The following is a 16,341-nucleotide window of genomic DNA, read 5'->3' on the forward strand; positions in this document are numbered from 1 at the left end:
AATTTACTCTTGCATAACTCAATTTACTCTCGCATAACCGAATATACTCTCGCATAACCGAATATACTCTCGCATAACCGAATATACTCTCGCATAACCGAAATTCACTCTCGCATATCCAACAAAATTCCTTCCCTACAAAAATTTAGTAGTTTCAAACAACACAATTCCGGGTATATAACAGGTACACTACAAAAATACAGGAGGTAATAATATGGCAACTGCGACAAAAACGAAATCAAAAAACAAATCCTTAACTGAGGCTCTTAACAAGCAGGTGGCGAACTTTGCTGTTCTTCATATGAAGCTCCATCATTTCCATTGGTATGTAAAGGGAGAAAACTTTTTCACGCTGCACGTTAAATTTGAGGAGCTTTACAATGAAGCTGCCTTACATCTGGATACCATTGCGGAAAGAATGCTGGCGCAACGGGCTATGCCGGTGGCTACACTCAAAGAGACCCTTGAACTTACCACTCTAAAGGAAGCAACAGGTGATGAAGATGCGCAGCAAATGGTCCAATCGCTGGCGGATGATTTTGACATGATTTGCGGTGAATTGACAGAAGGCATCGCACTTGCCGAGGAAAATGAGGATCAGCCTACTGAAGACCTGCTCGTTCACATTCGCACCTCATTGGAAAAGCATAGATGGATGTTTGAAGCCTATCTAGCGAAGTAATCCTCACAAAATTGGGTGTCAGCCACAGTGCTGACACCCTTTTTAATGGGTAGGTGTTTTCGTAACGGTTGTTGTTAAAGTCCTAAAGCAAGCCCAGCATAACGTGGAAATAGTTATTTTGCGCTTAGAATTTAGTTTGCTGGCTCTTTTCTTATGAAACTTTTTTTGTTTTCTGCGTAAACTTAGCAATATTATAAAATTTTTTCCAAAAAACAATAAAGTTTAAGAAAAGAGCCTAATTGGTAGAAATTAAAACCAGACACATATCATCTTTTGGAGGATTAACGAGCTCCCAGCCTGGCTGAAGTTGATGTAGTAACGCGGCAGGATCCACAATGCCCTCACCTTGTAAGGAGCCGATCAGCTTTTCCGTTGCGTCCTCATATTTCTCCTCCATCCATTCCGATAACCCATCCGTAAATAGCAAAATACGGGCAGATTCCTGGTAAGGAATGACCCCTTTGGTCACTTCAATTTCCTCAAAAAACCCGAGTGCGCAGGAACCTTCTGTTAAAAGTTTCACTTCCTGATCCACAATCGCAATCCCCGCAGGATGACCAGCATTGACGAATTCTATTGTTTGTTTTTCGGTGTCGAGGACAAAGTAAATCGCTGTAAAATAATAGTTCATTAAACTATCAGGGGTATGGAGCTGAATCATCCGCCGGTTCAGTTCCTTCATGACCTTTTCCGGATCAGCGATTCCAGTAATCGTATCCTTTAACGCGGAATATATGTACATCCCTACAAGAGAAGAAGATATCCCATGGCCCATCATATCGAGCAGGATGACTCCATATCGATTCGGGCTAATCTGATACCAGGCATAGAAATCACCGGCCAGTTCAAAGGTGGGCCTATACACGGCCGATATGTTAACGTCCTTTTCCTGAATAGGACTGCTGAGCATGCTTCTTTGCACCTGCCTGGCTATGTCAAGTTCATATTCTATCCGTCTGTCCCGTTCCTTCCGCAAGTCTTTTTCTTGCTTTAACCTTAGTACGGAACGGATTCGGGCCAGGAGTTCGACTTTATTAATTGGTTTCATCACATAATCAAGGGCTCCCGCGTCCATCGCCTCGGCCATTTTGTTGGAATCGCCCATTGCCGTCACAAAAATAATCGGCAGGTCAGAAAAACGCTCAGTGGCCAATACGGTCCGGCAGGCTTCAATGCCATCTATTTCCGGCATCATCAAATCCATTAATATCAGGTCTACGGGCACTTCGCAGGGATTAGGTGTATCAAGCTGCAAATACTGATATAACTCCGCTGCAGATGACAGCATAAGCAACCTATTATAGCCAGCTTTCCTCAGGATTTTCTCGACAATTATTAGGTTTGTTTTATTATCATCTACAACGACAATCTTCATTGGCATTTGGGTTTCCCCCCTTTGCTTCTTAGGTGACAGGCACCATCTAGTTTAATCTGTCCTGATAGGTATTACGGGCAAGTACCTTCCGCAATTTCTCAATCGCCTTTTTTTGCGTACGTGAGACATGCATTTGCGAAATTCCTAACAACTCTCCTACTTCGCGTTGACTTTTGTTTTCGATAAATGTCCACTGAATAATTTGCCTCTCCCTTTCGTTCAACACATGAAGGGCGCTCTCTACTAGCAGCTGCTGGTCGACTCTTTCATATCCTTTATCTTCTGATCCAATCACGTCCAACGGTGTAACCCCGCTGCCGTCCGCACCGGTTTCAATCGTTTGGTCCACAGAGGCTGTTTGATACCCTTTACCTAATTCCATGGTTTCTAGTACTTCCTCTTCAGAAATTCCTATATGATCCGCAATCTCGTGGATTTTTGGTGAGCGTTGGTAGAGGTTGGTCAGCTCATCCACCGCTGCATTCAATTTAGGCCATGTTTCTTTAATCCGTCTCGGCACATGAACATCCCACGTCTTGTCCCTTAAAAAACGTTTTATTTCACCAATAACCATCGGAATTAAATAGGCTTCAAAAGGATTCCCGGTACTAGGGTCAAACCGTCTAATGCTGGATAACAACCCAATCATCCCTACCTGCACAATATCTTCATGCAAATTCCGGCCTTTTGAATATTTTCTCGCAATGCTCCCAATCAGATTGGTGTACTGTTCCACTAAGAGAGTTTGGGCGGTCTCGCTCTGGTTCTCCTGAAAATCCAGGATTAACGCATAGACTTCTTCCTTAGTTCGTTTCATGTCCTGAGGTGGTTTTGTCATGGTTTTCACGCTCCCCGCCTAGATACTTCACCATGAAGACGCTCACTCCGGAAGTATTCGATACACGGACTTCGTCCATGAGTGTTTCGATTAGATAGAGACCTAACCCTCCCTCTGAAAGTTGATCGACCGTACTAGATTCCGTATAAGGGCCAAGTTCGTTTTTTGTCTGTAAAAAATTAAAACTCTTACCGCTGTCCGCTACCATCGTTTCTAACTTATCCTTGTAAATACCGAAGCCGACAATGACCTCGCCGCCTTCATCTTCCGGATAGGCATGCTGTACCGCGTTTGTGCACGCTTCACTTACTGCAATTTTTATATCCTCAATTTCTTCGTATGTATACCCCATGTTACTGGCAATTCCAGAAATTGTTAACCTGATCACACCAACATATTCCGGTTTCGCCGGAATCTTCATTTCAATATAATCCATCACGTGTGTCATCGTCCCCTTACCTCTGAAATATTCATAATTTTGCTCAATCCTGTTAGTTCAAAAAGCCTTATTAACCGATCTGATAACTCTACCAGTTTTAGTTCTCCTTCATTTTTGACCAGCTGCTTGAACAATCCGACAAACACGCCTAATCCCGTGCTATCCATATAGGAAACATCCTTCAGATTGACCGTAATGCTTTTACCCTTTCCTTCCGAAAACGGCAATAGCTCCTCACGAAGTTTCGGTGCCGTATATGCATCGATTTCTCCAGACACCGACACGTATATTTCCTGCTCATCCTGATGTTTTTCGATATTTATTTTCATTCCATTATCACCTCTGAAATATTTACTGTTTACATACCCTCTATGATAGAAAGCTAAACCTATTTTTTTAAAAAATATTTTTCTTGCATTATACCAAAATTAGGAAGAGTTACGAATAGTGATAAACTCCTAGTGAGTTTGTCACATACAGTAAGAGGCTTGCACCCATTTGTGCAAGCCTCATATATATAGTAAAGGTTGTGTATGGTGGATTAAGTATCCATTACTATTTTAATGGTTACTTTTATTCTGCGACTCCGAGGGGGTTTATCCCTTCTTTTGTTGAAATTCTTTATCGGCTGTCTTAGAAATACTATCCCCATACCTTTGCCTGTCTTTCTCATGTTTGACATTTTCACCGCTTAAAAATGTTGGGTCGTCTTCTTTATGTTCATCCTGACGTGAAAGCTCTCGTAAATCTTCTACTATCTCCTCGCCAGGGAACTCTTGCCTCATTGAAGGGTCTTCACCATCGATATATCCTGTTCGTCTTTTTTCATTAATCTCGTAACTTTTGTTTCTATCTTTCATTTCGTTTTCATCTCTACGTTCCATTGCCTTGTCATCAACATAATTTTTAGTCATAAGCGGTTCCTCCTTTTATTTTTCCAGATTGCTGTTTTTCATTCCTATTGGTCTTACCGAACGCAACCACATACTTCAACCACCCTCTTTCGAATCTAGCAGGATTAGGTTAGCACTTTCTAACCTTGATAGTGTTATACCCCGTTCGAAGCTTCTCAAACCTTTTTTTAGGCTTTGTTAATTAAGTCTGTTGATTTGCGCTCAAGTAACCAGCGAAAGTATAAGCGGAGATATTCCGGTTATTTGAAAAATGGAGCTCATTTCGTGGAATATAAGCGGAAATTTTCCGGTTATGCTATGCAAAATCCCCCATTTTTATGTTTTTTTTATCAATAGGCGGAATCTCTCCGGCTATTTAGTATATTTTTAATACTTTTTATCAAATAAGCGGAATTTCTCCGCCTATTTAGTTTCTTAAAACTAAAATCAACAAAAACCTTTATTTAAAAAATGAACCTTTCTTTTTCCCTTTTAAAAGATCTCCTGTCCAGCCCTTCTTTTTTAAGTATCCATAGAGCAGAGCCGTTGACAAAACGATAGAAATGATCGATATAAGATAGCCATACTTCCACTGCAGCTCAGGCATATGTTTAAAATTCATTCCCCACAGCGCCCCTAACGCCATTATCGGGGTGAAAACAATCGTCAGGACCGTTAAGGTTTTCATAATTTCATTGCCACGATGGGAGGATATAACCTCTTCTAAATGAATAATCGAGTCTAATTCCTGCTCATACTCCTGCAGCAAAACCATCGCCCGGTCGATCCGTTTGCACGTCCGAATAAATATTTCTTCCTTATTTACGTTTGGAAAATTCGTTTCCTCTATCGCCATTTTCAGCTCCTGAATGGGAATCAGCAGATTTTTACAAACCAGCAATTCATGCCGCCGAGTAAAGACATGTTCCAAAATCCGCATTTCATTCCTCTTTTTCACACCCCACATCAGCTTATGTAGTGACTCCTCAAACTGGTCAATCTCAACCAGCAAGTCATTCACCAGTTCCCCTAGCAAAAATAAAAAGCCTTCTACGGCATTTTCCGTTTTATTTAGCTGCCGCAGCATCACTTCTGAATCCAGTTGGTTAAAAGAGGTAAACTCTAAATCAATCGTAAATAATGTTTGGCTCGTTATATAGAAATGGAAAATATGATGGTCTTCTTCCTCATCGACATTTTGCCGATAGATAAGCGACCCATTCACGACCCTTTCCCCATCGATCAACCCATGTACTTTCACGCAATTATTGTTATTTTTACCTACAGCTGCCAGCCAGTCTGATAGCATGGTCTCCTGTTCCCATACCGCATGCTGCTCTTTCTTGTTTAATTGAACCCATTTCCATTTTTTAAAATTAATATTTCTCTCCAAACCTCTTACCTCCTCTCCTATCAGTTGATTACCCTAAAAAAGGTAAAACTAACGTAAAAAATGTTTAATAAAGAAATGAAACGGGTATTTACAAAACAAGTTCAAATTTTAAGGAGGTTTTAATGATGAAAAGAGGATTTGGCATGAGCTCGCTAGTGGCGGTAGGAATTGGGGCATCAGCTGCAGTATGGCTATCAAACAAACCTAACCGCATTAAGGCCGAAAGTATGTTGCGAGACTTGAAACACAAGGTGAAACCGACTGTATTTGAAAAAGCAGAACAGCTTCCAATCGAAAAGGGCGGAAATCCACACCCAAAGGATTTCCCCGATAACGATATGGTGAGCGAAGGAGCACAATATGCTGTTCAATTTTATAACGAGAAAATCCAACAATAGAGGCGGTGTTGGGGTCTAGTACCCCAGCCGTTTTTTTTTATGACCAGCACCATAAAAATGTCTTCCTTTCACCGAAAAGAAGACATTTTTTGTTACGTTATGACGACGAGTTTCCATGCATGCTTATCAGTTCATCCACGGTCTGAATCCGCTTATCTCCTCTTACATCTTCTTCCGGGGTTAAAAATGACTGATCCTCCGGGAGGCTAACTGTTTTCTCTGTCTCGTGCTCTTTTTGCGCTTCTACCGTTCGTTTGGCATACGGCAGGGCTTTAAGCCTTTCAAAGGAAATGGGTTCTCCTGTGTCGACACAAACACCATAAGTTCCTGTTTTAATCCGTTCCAATGCCTCATTTACTTCTTCAAGGAGATTGTTTGCTGTTTGGAGCAAAACTTTTTGTTTTTCCCGTTCTTCTAATTGTGTGGCTGTATCTGCAAAATGATTATCATAGCTTGTTAATTCTCCGTCATCCTCGAACGATAAAGGCTGATTGGCTTCAATTATTTGAGTGGTTTCTTCTTTCATTTGTAATAATCTTTTCTCAAAATAAATCAGTTCTTCTTTTGACAGCATTTATTTTACCTCCCTTACTTCTTTCCTTTTATTTACCCGTTCATGTATAAACTTGAAACTTTGTATCCACATCCAGTTAAAAAATGGCATCATTGTATGACTTTGGTTCATCGTTGTTTTCCCCCTTAATGATTTTTTCTTCTATTGATTTCTCTTTTCTCAGCTTCCATAACCGATAGGTGTGATGGGCAATTACCTTTATAACTGCATACACAGGAACCGCTATGATTAACCCAAGAACCCCTCCTATCCGTCCTGCTGCAAGCAGCAGCGATATAATCGTAAGCGGATGGATCTCTAACTTTTTCCCCATCACCTGAGGTGAAATAATGTGTCCTTCAATCTGTTGGACGACAACCATAACGATGAGGACTTTTACCACCATCATCGGTGAATCGATAGACGCAATAATCAATCCAGGAATTATTGCTAGAATCGGACCGATAAACGGGATGACATTCGTAAACATTGCAAAGATCGCGAGAAGAAGGGAGTAGTCAAGGTCTATAAGCAAATAACCGATAAAAAGCATGACACCGATACAAAAACTAACAAGAATTTGACCCTGGATATAAGAGCTGAGCGCTTCATCTAAATCTGCTAATATCTTTCGTCCATTTTTCTGCTGCTTGGCTGGCAAAAAACGAAGAATATGCTGTGGGGCCTTTTCACCTTCTTTTAACATGTAATAGAGAATAAAAGGAACAGTCGCAAAGACCGTGACAATACTTGCAAGTACCCCGATAATATTCATTACATTGGTTCCAATTGTTGAGAGACTTGAAGAAACCGACTTTGTAATCGCTTCGGAGACCTTTTCTAAATCAACACTGTCAGTTTCCTGTAAATGATTGATCCATTTACTCTGTTCCAAATCCGTTAATTTGTCTGATACGGCCTCAATAAGTTGAGGTGTGCTATCAACGAAACCCTTCATTTGCTCTTTCAGAAGTGGTCCGCCAAGGTAGATTACTAATGAGATTAAGAGACCGAAAAGTAAATAGATCAACAGGATAGATAGCGTTCTTGGAATATTTTTTAACTGAAGATAATTAACTAGTGGGCGAAATAAGTAATAGAGCACCCCAGCGCACAAGAAGGGAAAAAAGAGTGTTTGGACAAGTAAAAAGACAGGCCGGAAAATAAAATCAATTTTCATTGCGATAAAAATAATTAAAAAAATAAGCAAAAGACCGTAACCCAATCGAAATGCCCTCGTTTGCAGCATATTCCTCACCTCCAATCTTCAAAACCCCTTTATGAATAAATACCCTTTCCTTAATGAAGCTAATCCCACATTTTTATAGATTTGCAAAAAAAGCAGGTTCACAAAAAGACATGCGGAGCATGCACGTCTTTTTGATTTCCTATTAGGCATTGTTTATTTCTTATTGAGTGAAGGTGTAATGTTCAATTTTCCGAGTATATTTTTCACTTTCATTCTATTGGATTCAGAGGCTAACCACTTTGCAACTGATACTCCCATTCCTAAAAGTGTTAAAAGTCCTTTCATTGATAGAACTCGTTTCATATCAAGGCCTCCTTTAAATCGTTTCAAGAAAAGAAGCTTGTACAATTGTGCACAAGCTTCTTTTTGATTCCCGTAATCGGTCATTCCCATTTCAAATGGCTTAGTCGTTATCACGCTGCTTACTCCGCGATTCTCTACCTTTTTGGCCAATTTCTTGATAGAACTCTTTATCGTGGTTTTCTGAGGTTGCCTCTCCGCCTTTGCGGCCAATCTCTTCATAGAACTCTCTATCGTGGTTCTCGGCGGTTGCCTCTCCGCCTTTACGGCCAATCTCTTCATAGAACTCTCTATCGTGGTTCTCGGCGGTTGCCTCTCCACCCTTACGGCCAATTTCTTCATAGAAATCTTTATCGTGGTTTTCTGAAGTAGCCTCTCCGCCTTTGCGGCCAATTTCTTGGTAAAATTCCTTATCATGGTTATTTGAGGTTGCTTCTCCACCCTTGCGTCCGGCTTCTTCCCTGCTCATTGATTCGTTATCTTTAGCCATTTCTACGTCCTCCTTTAGATTTTTTTGTCTTCAGTCAGATTCGTACCTTTGACTCTATCATGCGGGTTAACTTCTAACCCTTGCTTATGTAGTACCACCAAATCACATTTCTAAAACTTCTTTTTCTCTGTTTAATACTTTTGAAATACTCGTAATCTAAATTTCTTTAGAGTTTAAGTTTTAAAACAACGGATATCGGGTATTTAACGTAAAAGTGAGTCAACGTTAAAAGGTTGGGGTAGATTGCGGCCCCAGCCCATTTTTTGATTAAGAGGTGAAAAATATGAATCTATTCTTTCTACTCATCTATTTCATCATCATTACGACGGTCATCGAAATTTTTGTGATTCTTTTTCGGCTAACAGACCTTAAATTGGAGGTTTCATGGTTTCAGGTCATTTCCTTGATGACAGGCACAGGTTTTACAACTGGGGAGTCTGAGCTGATTTTAGGTCACCCGATTCGCAGGAAACTAGCCACTTTTTTAATCCTTTTTGGGGCCTTCTCCCTTGCAGTTATCATTTCATCGATTAGTACGATACTATCAGATGATCTTCGAACGAAGGAAATTTTATATATGGCAGGCGGTGTTCTGCTTGTCTTTGCTCTTTTAAAGCTGAAGAGTGTGCAAACCAAGTTATCAAAGTTATTTAAGCAAGATATGAAACAGAATATTGAACTTGATGATCTGCCAATAAGAGATATCTTTATGTCCGAAAAACAGGATCTGCTGCTCAATCTTCATATCTATAAAGAATCCACTCTCTTTCAAAAACAAATCAGTGAAGTGATTCATGATTATGACGAGTTAGAGTTTGTTGTATTGTTTATCCTAAGAGGCGAATTAAAACTTAGAAAAAATATCTATCACACACAAATCCATGAAGGCGATCAGATCCTGATATTCGGAGATAAAAACGTCATTTCCAAGCTATTAAAAAAGGACATTAAAATCATGGAGGAAAAACTGAAGAATACCCAGCATACGCCGGTTAGTGAGCACCACTCATTATGATATAGCGTTCACCCAGACATAAGAAGGCACACGTTATATAAAATGACGTGTGCCTTCTTATGTTGCTTAGCTGGCAATTTTTTTAACCTCTAGATACAAAATATGGTGACCAACAGCCTCACGGACCTTGAACAGATATCCATCGTATTTAGCTTCAGTCCCAATATCAACGTCAAAGTTTTGTGTTAGAAACCAGCCGCCGATTGTATCCATTCTTTCATCGGTTATGTTTGTTCCGAGTAAACTGTTAACTTCCTCAATCAATACTTTACCATCCAATAAATAATGGTTTTCCTTTACCTTTTGAATCTCTGCCACTTCATCGGCATCAAATTCATCTCTGACTTCACCCACAATTTCCTCAATGATATCTTCCACTGTCACTAATCCTGATGTACCACCGTACTCATCAACAAGGATAGCCATTTGAGTGCGTTCTCTTTGCATTCTCACCAATAAGTCATGGATCGGGATGGTTTCAATGGCTTTCATTACAGGTTTAATGAAAGGTTTTAGACTCACAACTTCGTTATCCATTACTTTTGACGTTAGTATTGCTTTGACGTTTAGTACGCCAATAATGTTGTCTTTATCACCTTCAATAATCGGATATCGAGAATAATTTTCTGAACTTACTCTGTCCATTACCTCATCCATGGTATCGTGAATGCCAATCGTGCTTATCTCATTCCTCGGGACCATTATTTCCTTTGCGATCCTCTCATCAAATTCAAAAATATTGTTGACATAGGTTAATTCATTTTGATTAATTTCCCCCTTCTCAAAGCTTTCCGCCAAAAGCAATCGAAGCTCTTCTTCAGAATGAGCTGCTTCATGTTCGGATTCTGGCTTTAAGCCAGCCAAACCAACCAGCACCCTGGCAGAGCCGTTTAGCGCCCAAATAAATGGCCGCATCACTTTCGTAAACCCGATAATGGGTCCCGAGAACAAAAGTGCTACCTCCTCGGCTTTAAGAATGGCAACGGTTTTCGGCGCTAACTCACCCACTACGACATGTAAAAATGTAACGGATGCAAAGGCAATAATAAAAGATATTAGATGTGTTATCGATTCATTGATATTTAATGCCGCAAACAAGGGATGGATTAGTTTTTCCACGGTGGGTTCTCCCAGCCACCCGAGGCCGAGTGCCGTAACCGTTATCCCAAGCTGGCAGGCCGATAAGTATTCATCTAAGTGAGTTACCACTTTTTTAGCAGCAACACCACCCTTTTTCCCTTCGGCGATCAATTGATCAATTCTTGAAGGACGTACTTTCACAATTGCAAATTCTACTGCTACAAAAAATCCCGTGAGTGCAATTAAAAGGGCAATCAAGAATAGATTTACAATGGTCATTGATAAGCCTTCCTCCCTTCTTATAAAAAGGCTCTTTTCTTAAGACTTGTTTCTTTTTTGAAAAAAATTCAATTAGAAAAGAGCCTGCAAACTTAGTTCTAAAGCGCTAAAATACTTATTTCCAGGTTAAAATCGGTTTTAGGATTTTAACAACTATCAATAAGAAAACAGTCTATAAAAATAACAATCCGAAATCATGTAGATCCGGATTGTTATCTGTTCGTTTAGCCTCAACGAATCTCTTATTCTATTATTTTATTATCGATTTTATCGTCTAGTTTACGCAGATATTTGGAAGCAAAGTCTTTTCCTCCGAGGCCGAATGCAAGTCCAAACGCTAATGCCAGGCCGCCTAACAGGAGAATAAATGCCGCATTGACGATGGAGTGCGCAACACCTAGTTGGTCTAGTGCCATAAAGATGGTAATCGAGAAAATGGCATATTTCGCAACCGCCGCGAGCGTTCTAGAATAGCTGTTTTTAAGAATATTTTGCAGTATACGTTCTACTAAGTTTCCTAAGTATAAACCAATCCCTAAGATAATAAGGGCAACAAACAACATCGGTAAGTACGAAATCACAGCTGTTCCTAGGACAACAAGGAACTCCAATTGGACAATTTGTAATGCTTCGACTGTAAATAATAAAATGACGACAATTTTTGCTATCAATCCAATGATTTGAGAGATTGTATAGGTTGATTGCTCAGGCTTAAGTGAGCCGACACCCATGTGGGTAAAGACACTATCAACCTTTAATCGCCACAGCATTTGTGCAACGACTTTCTCCACCCATTTTCCAAGCCATATCCCGATTAAAATCAGAATTACAGCCACAGCAATGTTCGGGATCACCGATACAACATCTTGAAGCATAGCAATAGCTGGATCCGAAATGCCCTTTAATTCAAGCTTTTCTAAGGCTGTAATGATGGTTGGGATTAAGATTAAAATAAACGCGATGTTTCCGATAATACTGGAAAGACTTGTCGTATCCGTCGTTTTTACGATTCCTAAACGCTGGCCAAGCTTTTCAGTCCCAATACTGCTTAAGAAGTTTGTTAAAATATCTCGGACTATTTTCGCAATTAACCAGCCGACAAACACAATCAGGGCCGCGGCAAATAGCTTAGGTATAAAGGCCAGTAAGGTTGAAAGCGTATCAGCAAATGGTTCTGAGACTCCTTCGATCTGCAAGGCACCTAATACTCCAGGCAAGAATAGTAGAAGGACAAAATAGAAAATTGCATTTGCGATACTGTTAACCTTATTTACCGCTTCACTTTGACTGATGGCGATTTTCCATTGAACGAATCGGCGTTCTAAATGCAGCAGGGCTGCACCCTTTTTAAATAGCATACGAAGCAGCGACGCAATACCCCAGGCTAAAAGTAAAATCAGTGCAGCTTTTAAAACGTTTGGAATCGCTGCTGTAATCATCGTGAGCATTTGTACAAGCGGCGTGGCAATAAGACTTAAGTTAAGCATATTAAAAAAGATAATCCACACTACTACCAGTAAGATATAATACACAATTTTTCCAATAATAACTTCAGAAGAATATTTCCTTGTCCCTATGTTTGCAAACAACTTATCGTCAAATCTTGTTTTTCTTAAAAGGGCTTCCACACTTTTTCCTATGCTTTTGGCAATCAGCCAGCCAACCAATAAGACTAAAAGGGCAAATAATAGGTTGGGAAGCTGATAAAAGTATGAAGTCCATCCTGTCATCATCGAGTTTAGATTCATTCTACCTATCTCCTTTTCTACTTTTTACGAAGGAAAGCTCCTATTAGTTTGTTTCAGGATTTTTGTTCTCTACCTCATCCTTATGTTCTCCGTCATTAACTCCATTATCCTGATCCACTCCGTCTCCACAGCCTGTCAGCGCACCAAGTGTTAATCCAAAAATCATACCTGTCATCATTAATTTCTTTTTCCACGTTTTATTCATTGTTATTTCCTCCTTTAATTTGTCTACTATGCTTTTACCCTTTAAGTAAGTAAGCTAAACAAAAAATGTTCATTTTCTAGCAACTTAAATTTTTTTAAAAAAGCTATTTAATAGAAAGAAAACGGTATGGCGTCATTTTTTCACTAAAAAAAGTTTCAGATTTTTCTAAATGGGAATATAAAAAGGGCAGAACAAAACACGACGAAGGAGCTGTTAGTATGAAGAAAAGTTTACTAGTTGGTGGATTGGCTGTTTCTCTTACGCTTGCAGTATTAACGGGTTGCGGTGATGGGGTTGACCAGGATAATGGGGTCAGTGATGGACAACTGAATGACGCGGTAGATAAAGACACGAAGAAAACTGCCGAAGATGCAGTCAATAAAGTTGAAGAAGAATTAAAACAAGCAAAGAAAGATGTAGAGAAAAAAGTTGAGGATAGCGGTATTGGTGATGGTTCTAACCAATAACGCTAAGTAAGAAGAAGACTACAGTAAATATAAAACAAGGAGGCTGAACAAAATGAATAAAGATAAAATGAATGGATATGTAGATACCGTTAAAGGGAAGGCAAAAGAGCAATGGGGTAAACTGACGGATGACCGTTCAACAGAAAACGAAGGTAAAGTCGATCAAGCTAAAGGTAAAGTTAAAGAAGAAGTTGGGAGAATAAAGGATAAATTATCAAGATAGTCACCGATAAACTATGAATCTTTTGAAACAAATAATAGGGGAGGAATTCAAATTGGACAAGGTTGAAAGGACTGTAGTAGGTGTTTATGAAACAGAACAGGAAGCGATTTTAGCCATTGAGGATCTTGTTAAACAAGGATACAACAAGCAGGATATCTGTGTCGTGGGTCAAGATCTCAAAAATGTGAATCATATTGCCGATCAGACCGGTACGGTAGCGGAAGAAAGTGCTGCGACAGGTGCATTGGCAGGTGGTACACTTGGCGGCCTGACAGGTTTACTTGTAGGAGTAGGTGCTCTGGCAATCCCTGGAGCCGGCCCAATCATCGCCGCTGGCCCGATTGCTTCAAGTTTAATTGGAGCCATAGCGGGTGCAGGTCTAGGCGGGTTAACAGGAGCCTTAATTGGTATCGGTATTCCTGACGATGAGGCTGAATACTACGGGAACTCTGTTAAAGAAGGAAAAATATTAGTTCTGGTCAAGAATAGAATGTCTAATGATATGGATGACATGAGTTCCTTAGCGGCAGCAAACAATAGCTCGATGGCACAGGATTGGGGCGAACTGAAGAAGCTTGGAAATGAAATGAAGAATAGTGATTCAAAGGATGATTTGCAGGAAAAGAGACAAGTCCCGGATCCTTTGCAATAAAACAAAAGTAACGGTCCCTTCGAAGGACCGTTACTTTTCATTCTGTTGATGAAGAAATTGACCAATGGATAAATAGGGATTCGGTCACTATAGAGTTCTTATAGCGACCTTCACTACTACATTTTTAATGTTTCGGTCACTATAGAGCTCTTATAACGACCTTCACTACTACATTTTTAATGTTTCGGTCACTATAGAGCTCTTATAGTGACCATTACTACTACACTTTTAATGTTTCGGTCACTATAGAGCTCTTATAGCAACCATCACTACTACATTTTTAATGTTTCGGTCACTATAGACTTCTTATGGCACATACTTTTTGGGGTTTTGGTCACTTTGGTAATACCAGTTTTCCAGGCGATTGGAAAACCCATACACCCTACATTGACTAATTCCCTTTTCAAAACAAAAGTAACGGTCCCTTCGAAGGACCGTTACTTTTGTTAGGAAGAGGCCCCTGCCTCTTCCTTTTATATTTAGCCCCAATGGTTTTGACCATGGCCAGGTCCTTCCCCCAAAGTTGCCGGCCGGTGATTCTCCCTATTGTAAAAAGTCTGCAAATTGGTTGAAGTTTTCGTTCACGAAGTCGACGGCAATGTCTGGGAAAATTCCAAACAGTATCGACGCTGCGACGGTGACGATGAGAACAACCACGATTCCAACTGGAATCTTTGGAAACTTGCTGTCGTCCGCTGCTGGGCGGAAGAACATTTGTGTCATGATGCCGAAGTAATAGATGTACGACACTACTGTTGTGGCAATCATAACGGACGCCAATACATAATGCGGCTCCTGGACCATAAAGGCACCAATAAAGATGTTCATCTTTCCAATGAAGCCTGCTGTTCCTGGGAAGCCTGCTAGTGCAACCAACAAGATCCCCATTGCAACCGCAAGAACCGGTGAGCGGCGATACAAGCCTGCAAAATCAGCGATCCGTGTCGAACCTGTCTTCGCCTCCACCAACTGAATGATGGCAAAAGCCCCTAGGTTCATAAATAAGTAAGCTAATAAATAGAACCATACCGTATAAAAGAAGTTCGAACTCAATGACGTGAACGCCACGAGAACGTAACCCGCATGGGCAATACTTGAGTAGGCAAACATTCTTTTAATATTGCTTTGTCTTAGTGCGACCACGTTTCCGATAATCATTGTAGCACCTGCAACGACCGCAATATAGTCCTGCATATTATAAAGAATTGGCATCGAGCCTGGACCTTCTGTAGCTGCTACACCAAACACAGAAATCAAGATCCGCGCCACAATCACAAAGCCTGCTGTTTTTGAAACAACGCTTAGGAATGCTGTAACCGGCGTTGGTGCCCCTTGGTAAACATCTGGTGCCCACATATGGAACGGAGCAGCCGCGAGTTTAAAGGCCAATCCAACGAAGATCATTAAGAACGCCAGTCCAAGCAAATACGCATGCTGCGGGTCTGCTAAGCCCTGAAGTGCTCCAGCAATGGCGATTAAATTTGTTGTTCCCGTTAAGCCGTATACATAACTCATTCCGAACATCGTAATTGCGGTGGCTATTGAACCATTGATGACGTATTTCATCGCTGACTCATTCGATTTCAAATTGCGCTTCTTAATACCCGCTAAAATATAAGAAGAAATAGATAACAACTCAAGACCAATAAATAATGTGATTAAATCTCCGCTTGAAGTCATAATCATTCCGCCGAGTAATCCGGTTAGGAATAGATAATAAAATTCTCCTTTGTACTCTTCCAGACCCTCATCAGCCTTATAGGAGACAGCTAAAAAGAGTACAAGCGCTGCACCTGCAAGAAGCAGGAATTTGAATGCTTTTCCAAAAGAATCAAGACGGAACGTGTCGTCTAAAATGGATTCAGGCGCTGCACCTACCAGCCCAGCAAGGGAAGCCATTGCGGCGAAAATCGCGGCAATTGCCACCCAGCCAAGGATGCGGCGGTCTTGTTTTTTCGGCATAAATAAATCGATTAATGTAAGAAGCGCTGCAACACCAACGATGATGAACTCTGGTGTCATGATGCCCCAATTGTATGATGTTAATTCCTCAAGACTCATC

Annotated in this window: 20 protein-coding genes; 6 read left to right on the forward strand and 14 right to left on the reverse strand. The window is 40.5% G+C overall.

What is annotated here, in order from left to right:
- Window positions 1-214 precede the first annotated feature (214 nt).
- Complete coding sequence (locus V7108_RS22700) at window positions 215-682, forward strand: Dps family protein (protein WP_335510876.1); 468 nt, start codon at window positions 215-217, stop codon at window positions 680-682.
- A 235-nt stretch (window positions 683-917) separates the two neighbouring features.
- On the opposite strand, the gene V7108_RS22705 is transcribed toward V7108_RS22700, so the two are convergent.
- From V7108_RS22705 to V7108_RS22730, 6 genes are all read right to left on the reverse strand, one after another.
- A complete protein-coding gene (locus tag V7108_RS22705; protein ID WP_420489214.1) occupies window positions 918-2,057 on the reverse strand; it encodes a PP2C family protein-serine/threonine phosphatase in 1,140 nt (379 codons plus the stop codon).
- A 46-nt stretch (window positions 2,058-2,103) separates the two neighbouring features.
- Complete coding sequence (gene sigB, locus V7108_RS22710; protein ID WP_335569538.1) at window positions 2,104-2,895, reverse strand: RNA polymerase sigma factor SigB; 792 nt, start codon at window positions 2,893-2,895, stop codon at window positions 2,104-2,106.
- Window positions 2,861-3,343, reverse strand: a complete 483-nt coding sequence (gene rsbW, locus V7108_RS22715) for an anti-sigma B factor RsbW (protein WP_335510881.1) — start codon at window positions 3,341-3,343, stop codon at window positions 2,861-2,863. The genes sigB and rsbW overlap by 35 nt, the downstream gene beginning before the upstream one ends.
- A complete protein-coding gene (locus V7108_RS22720; protein WP_335510884.1) occupies window positions 3,340-3,663 on the reverse strand; it encodes an anti-sigma factor antagonist in 324 nt (107 codons plus the stop codon). Before V7108_RS22720 ends, rsbW begins: the two co-directional genes overlap by 4 nt.
- Window positions 3,664-3,930: 267 nt before the next feature.
- Complete coding sequence (locus tag V7108_RS22725; RefSeq protein WP_335569539.1) at window positions 3,931-4,248, reverse strand: hypothetical protein; 318 nt, start codon at window positions 4,246-4,248, stop codon at window positions 3,931-3,933.
- A gap of 439 nt (window positions 4,249-4,687) precedes the next feature.
- On the reverse strand, window positions 4,688-5,620 hold the full coding sequence (locus V7108_RS22730; protein ID WP_335510887.1) for a magnesium transporter CorA family protein: 933 nt from the start codon (window positions 5,618-5,620) through the stop codon (window positions 4,688-4,690).
- 125 nt (window positions 5,621-5,745) lie between these two features.
- On the opposite strand from V7108_RS22730, the gene V7108_RS22735 reads away from it, so the two are divergent.
- The gene (locus V7108_RS22735; protein WP_335510889.1) at window positions 5,746-6,018 is read left to right on the forward strand and encodes a hypothetical protein; all 273 of its coding nucleotides are present in this window, start codon (window positions 5,746-5,748) and stop codon (window positions 6,016-6,018) included.
- 97 nt (window positions 6,019-6,115) lie between these two features.
- Here V7108_RS22735 and V7108_RS22740 read toward each other — a convergent pair whose 3' ends face one another.
- The 4 genes from V7108_RS22740 to gsiB form a co-directional block, all read right to left on the reverse strand.
- Window positions 6,116-6,592 carry a TraR/DksA family transcriptional regulator gene (locus V7108_RS22740; RefSeq protein WP_335569540.1) on the reverse strand — a complete coding sequence of 159 codons (477 nt, stop codon included), beginning with the start codon at window positions 6,590-6,592 and terminating at the stop codon, window positions 6,116-6,118.
- 76 nt (window positions 6,593-6,668) lie between these two features.
- Window positions 6,669-7,820: an AI-2E family transporter gene (locus tag V7108_RS22745; RefSeq protein ID WP_335569541.1), complete on the reverse strand. Its 1,152-nt coding sequence runs from the start codon at window positions 7,818-7,820 to the stop codon at window positions 6,669-6,671.
- A gap of 153 nt (window positions 7,821-7,973) precedes the next feature.
- Window positions 7,974-8,237, reverse strand: coding sequence for a hypothetical protein (locus V7108_RS22750; RefSeq protein WP_335569542.1), 264 nt, complete (start codon window positions 8,235-8,237; stop codon window positions 7,974-7,976).
- Window positions 8,224-8,610 (reverse strand): glucose starvation-inducible protein GsiB, encoded by a 387-nt coding sequence (gsiB, locus tag V7108_RS22755; protein ID WP_335569543.1) that lies wholly within the window; start codon window positions 8,608-8,610, stop codon window positions 8,224-8,226. Before gsiB ends, V7108_RS22750 begins: the two co-directional genes overlap by 14 nt.
- 283 nt (window positions 8,611-8,893) lie before the next feature.
- Here gsiB and V7108_RS22760 point away from each other — a divergent pair, with 283 nt between their 5' ends.
- Window positions 8,894-9,625 (forward strand): hypothetical protein, encoded by a 732-nt coding sequence (locus V7108_RS22760; protein WP_335510896.1) that lies wholly within the window; start codon window positions 8,894-8,896, stop codon window positions 9,623-9,625.
- A 66-nt stretch (window positions 9,626-9,691) separates the two neighbouring features.
- Here V7108_RS22760 and V7108_RS22765 read toward each other — a convergent pair whose 3' ends face one another.
- The 3 genes from V7108_RS22765 to V7108_RS22775 form a co-directional block, all read right to left on the reverse strand.
- Window positions 9,692-10,984: a hemolysin family protein gene (locus V7108_RS22765; RefSeq protein ID WP_335510898.1), complete on the reverse strand. Its 1,293-nt coding sequence runs from the start codon at window positions 10,982-10,984 to the stop codon at window positions 9,692-9,694.
- A 242-nt stretch (window positions 10,985-11,226) separates the two neighbouring features.
- Entirely contained in the window at window positions 11,227-12,732 is a 1,506-nt protein-coding gene (locus tag V7108_RS22770) for a mechanosensitive ion channel (RefSeq protein WP_335510900.1), read from the reverse strand.
- Window positions 12,733-12,775: 43 nt separating this feature from the next.
- Entirely contained in the window at window positions 12,776-12,937 is a 162-nt protein-coding gene (locus tag V7108_RS22775) for a hypothetical protein (protein ID WP_335510902.1), read from the reverse strand.
- Between the two features lie 218 nt (window positions 12,938-13,155).
- Between V7108_RS22775 and V7108_RS22780 the strand changes: the two genes are divergently transcribed.
- The 3 genes from V7108_RS22780 to V7108_RS22790 are packed head-to-tail and all read left to right on the forward strand — an operon-like array spanning window position 13,156 to window position 14,279.
- Complete coding sequence (locus V7108_RS22780) at window positions 13,156-13,404, forward strand: hypothetical protein (protein ID WP_335510905.1); 249 nt, start codon at window positions 13,156-13,158, stop codon at window positions 13,402-13,404.
- A gap of 52 nt (window positions 13,405-13,456) precedes the next feature.
- Window positions 13,457-13,627 (forward strand): CsbD family protein, encoded by a 171-nt coding sequence (locus V7108_RS22785; RefSeq protein ID WP_335510907.1) that lies wholly within the window; start codon window positions 13,457-13,459, stop codon window positions 13,625-13,627.
- A gap of 52 nt (window positions 13,628-13,679) precedes the next feature.
- On the forward strand, window positions 13,680-14,279 hold the full coding sequence (locus V7108_RS22790; RefSeq protein WP_335569544.1) for a general stress protein: 600 nt from the start codon (window positions 13,680-13,682) through the stop codon (window positions 14,277-14,279).
- Window positions 14,280-14,822: 543 nt separating this feature from the next.
- Here the strand turns inward: V7108_RS22790 and nuoN are convergent.
- Window positions 14,823-16,340: an NADH-quinone oxidoreductase subunit NuoN gene (gene nuoN, locus V7108_RS22795; RefSeq protein ID WP_335569545.1), complete on the reverse strand. Its 1,518-nt coding sequence runs from the start codon at window positions 16,338-16,340 to the stop codon at window positions 14,823-14,825.
- Window position 16,341 lies beyond the last annotated feature (1 nt).

The sequence above is a fragment of the Neobacillus vireti genome, assembly GCF_036962345.1.
GTDB lineage: Bacteria > Bacillota > Bacilli > Bacillales > Cytobacillaceae > Neobacillus > Neobacillus vireti_A.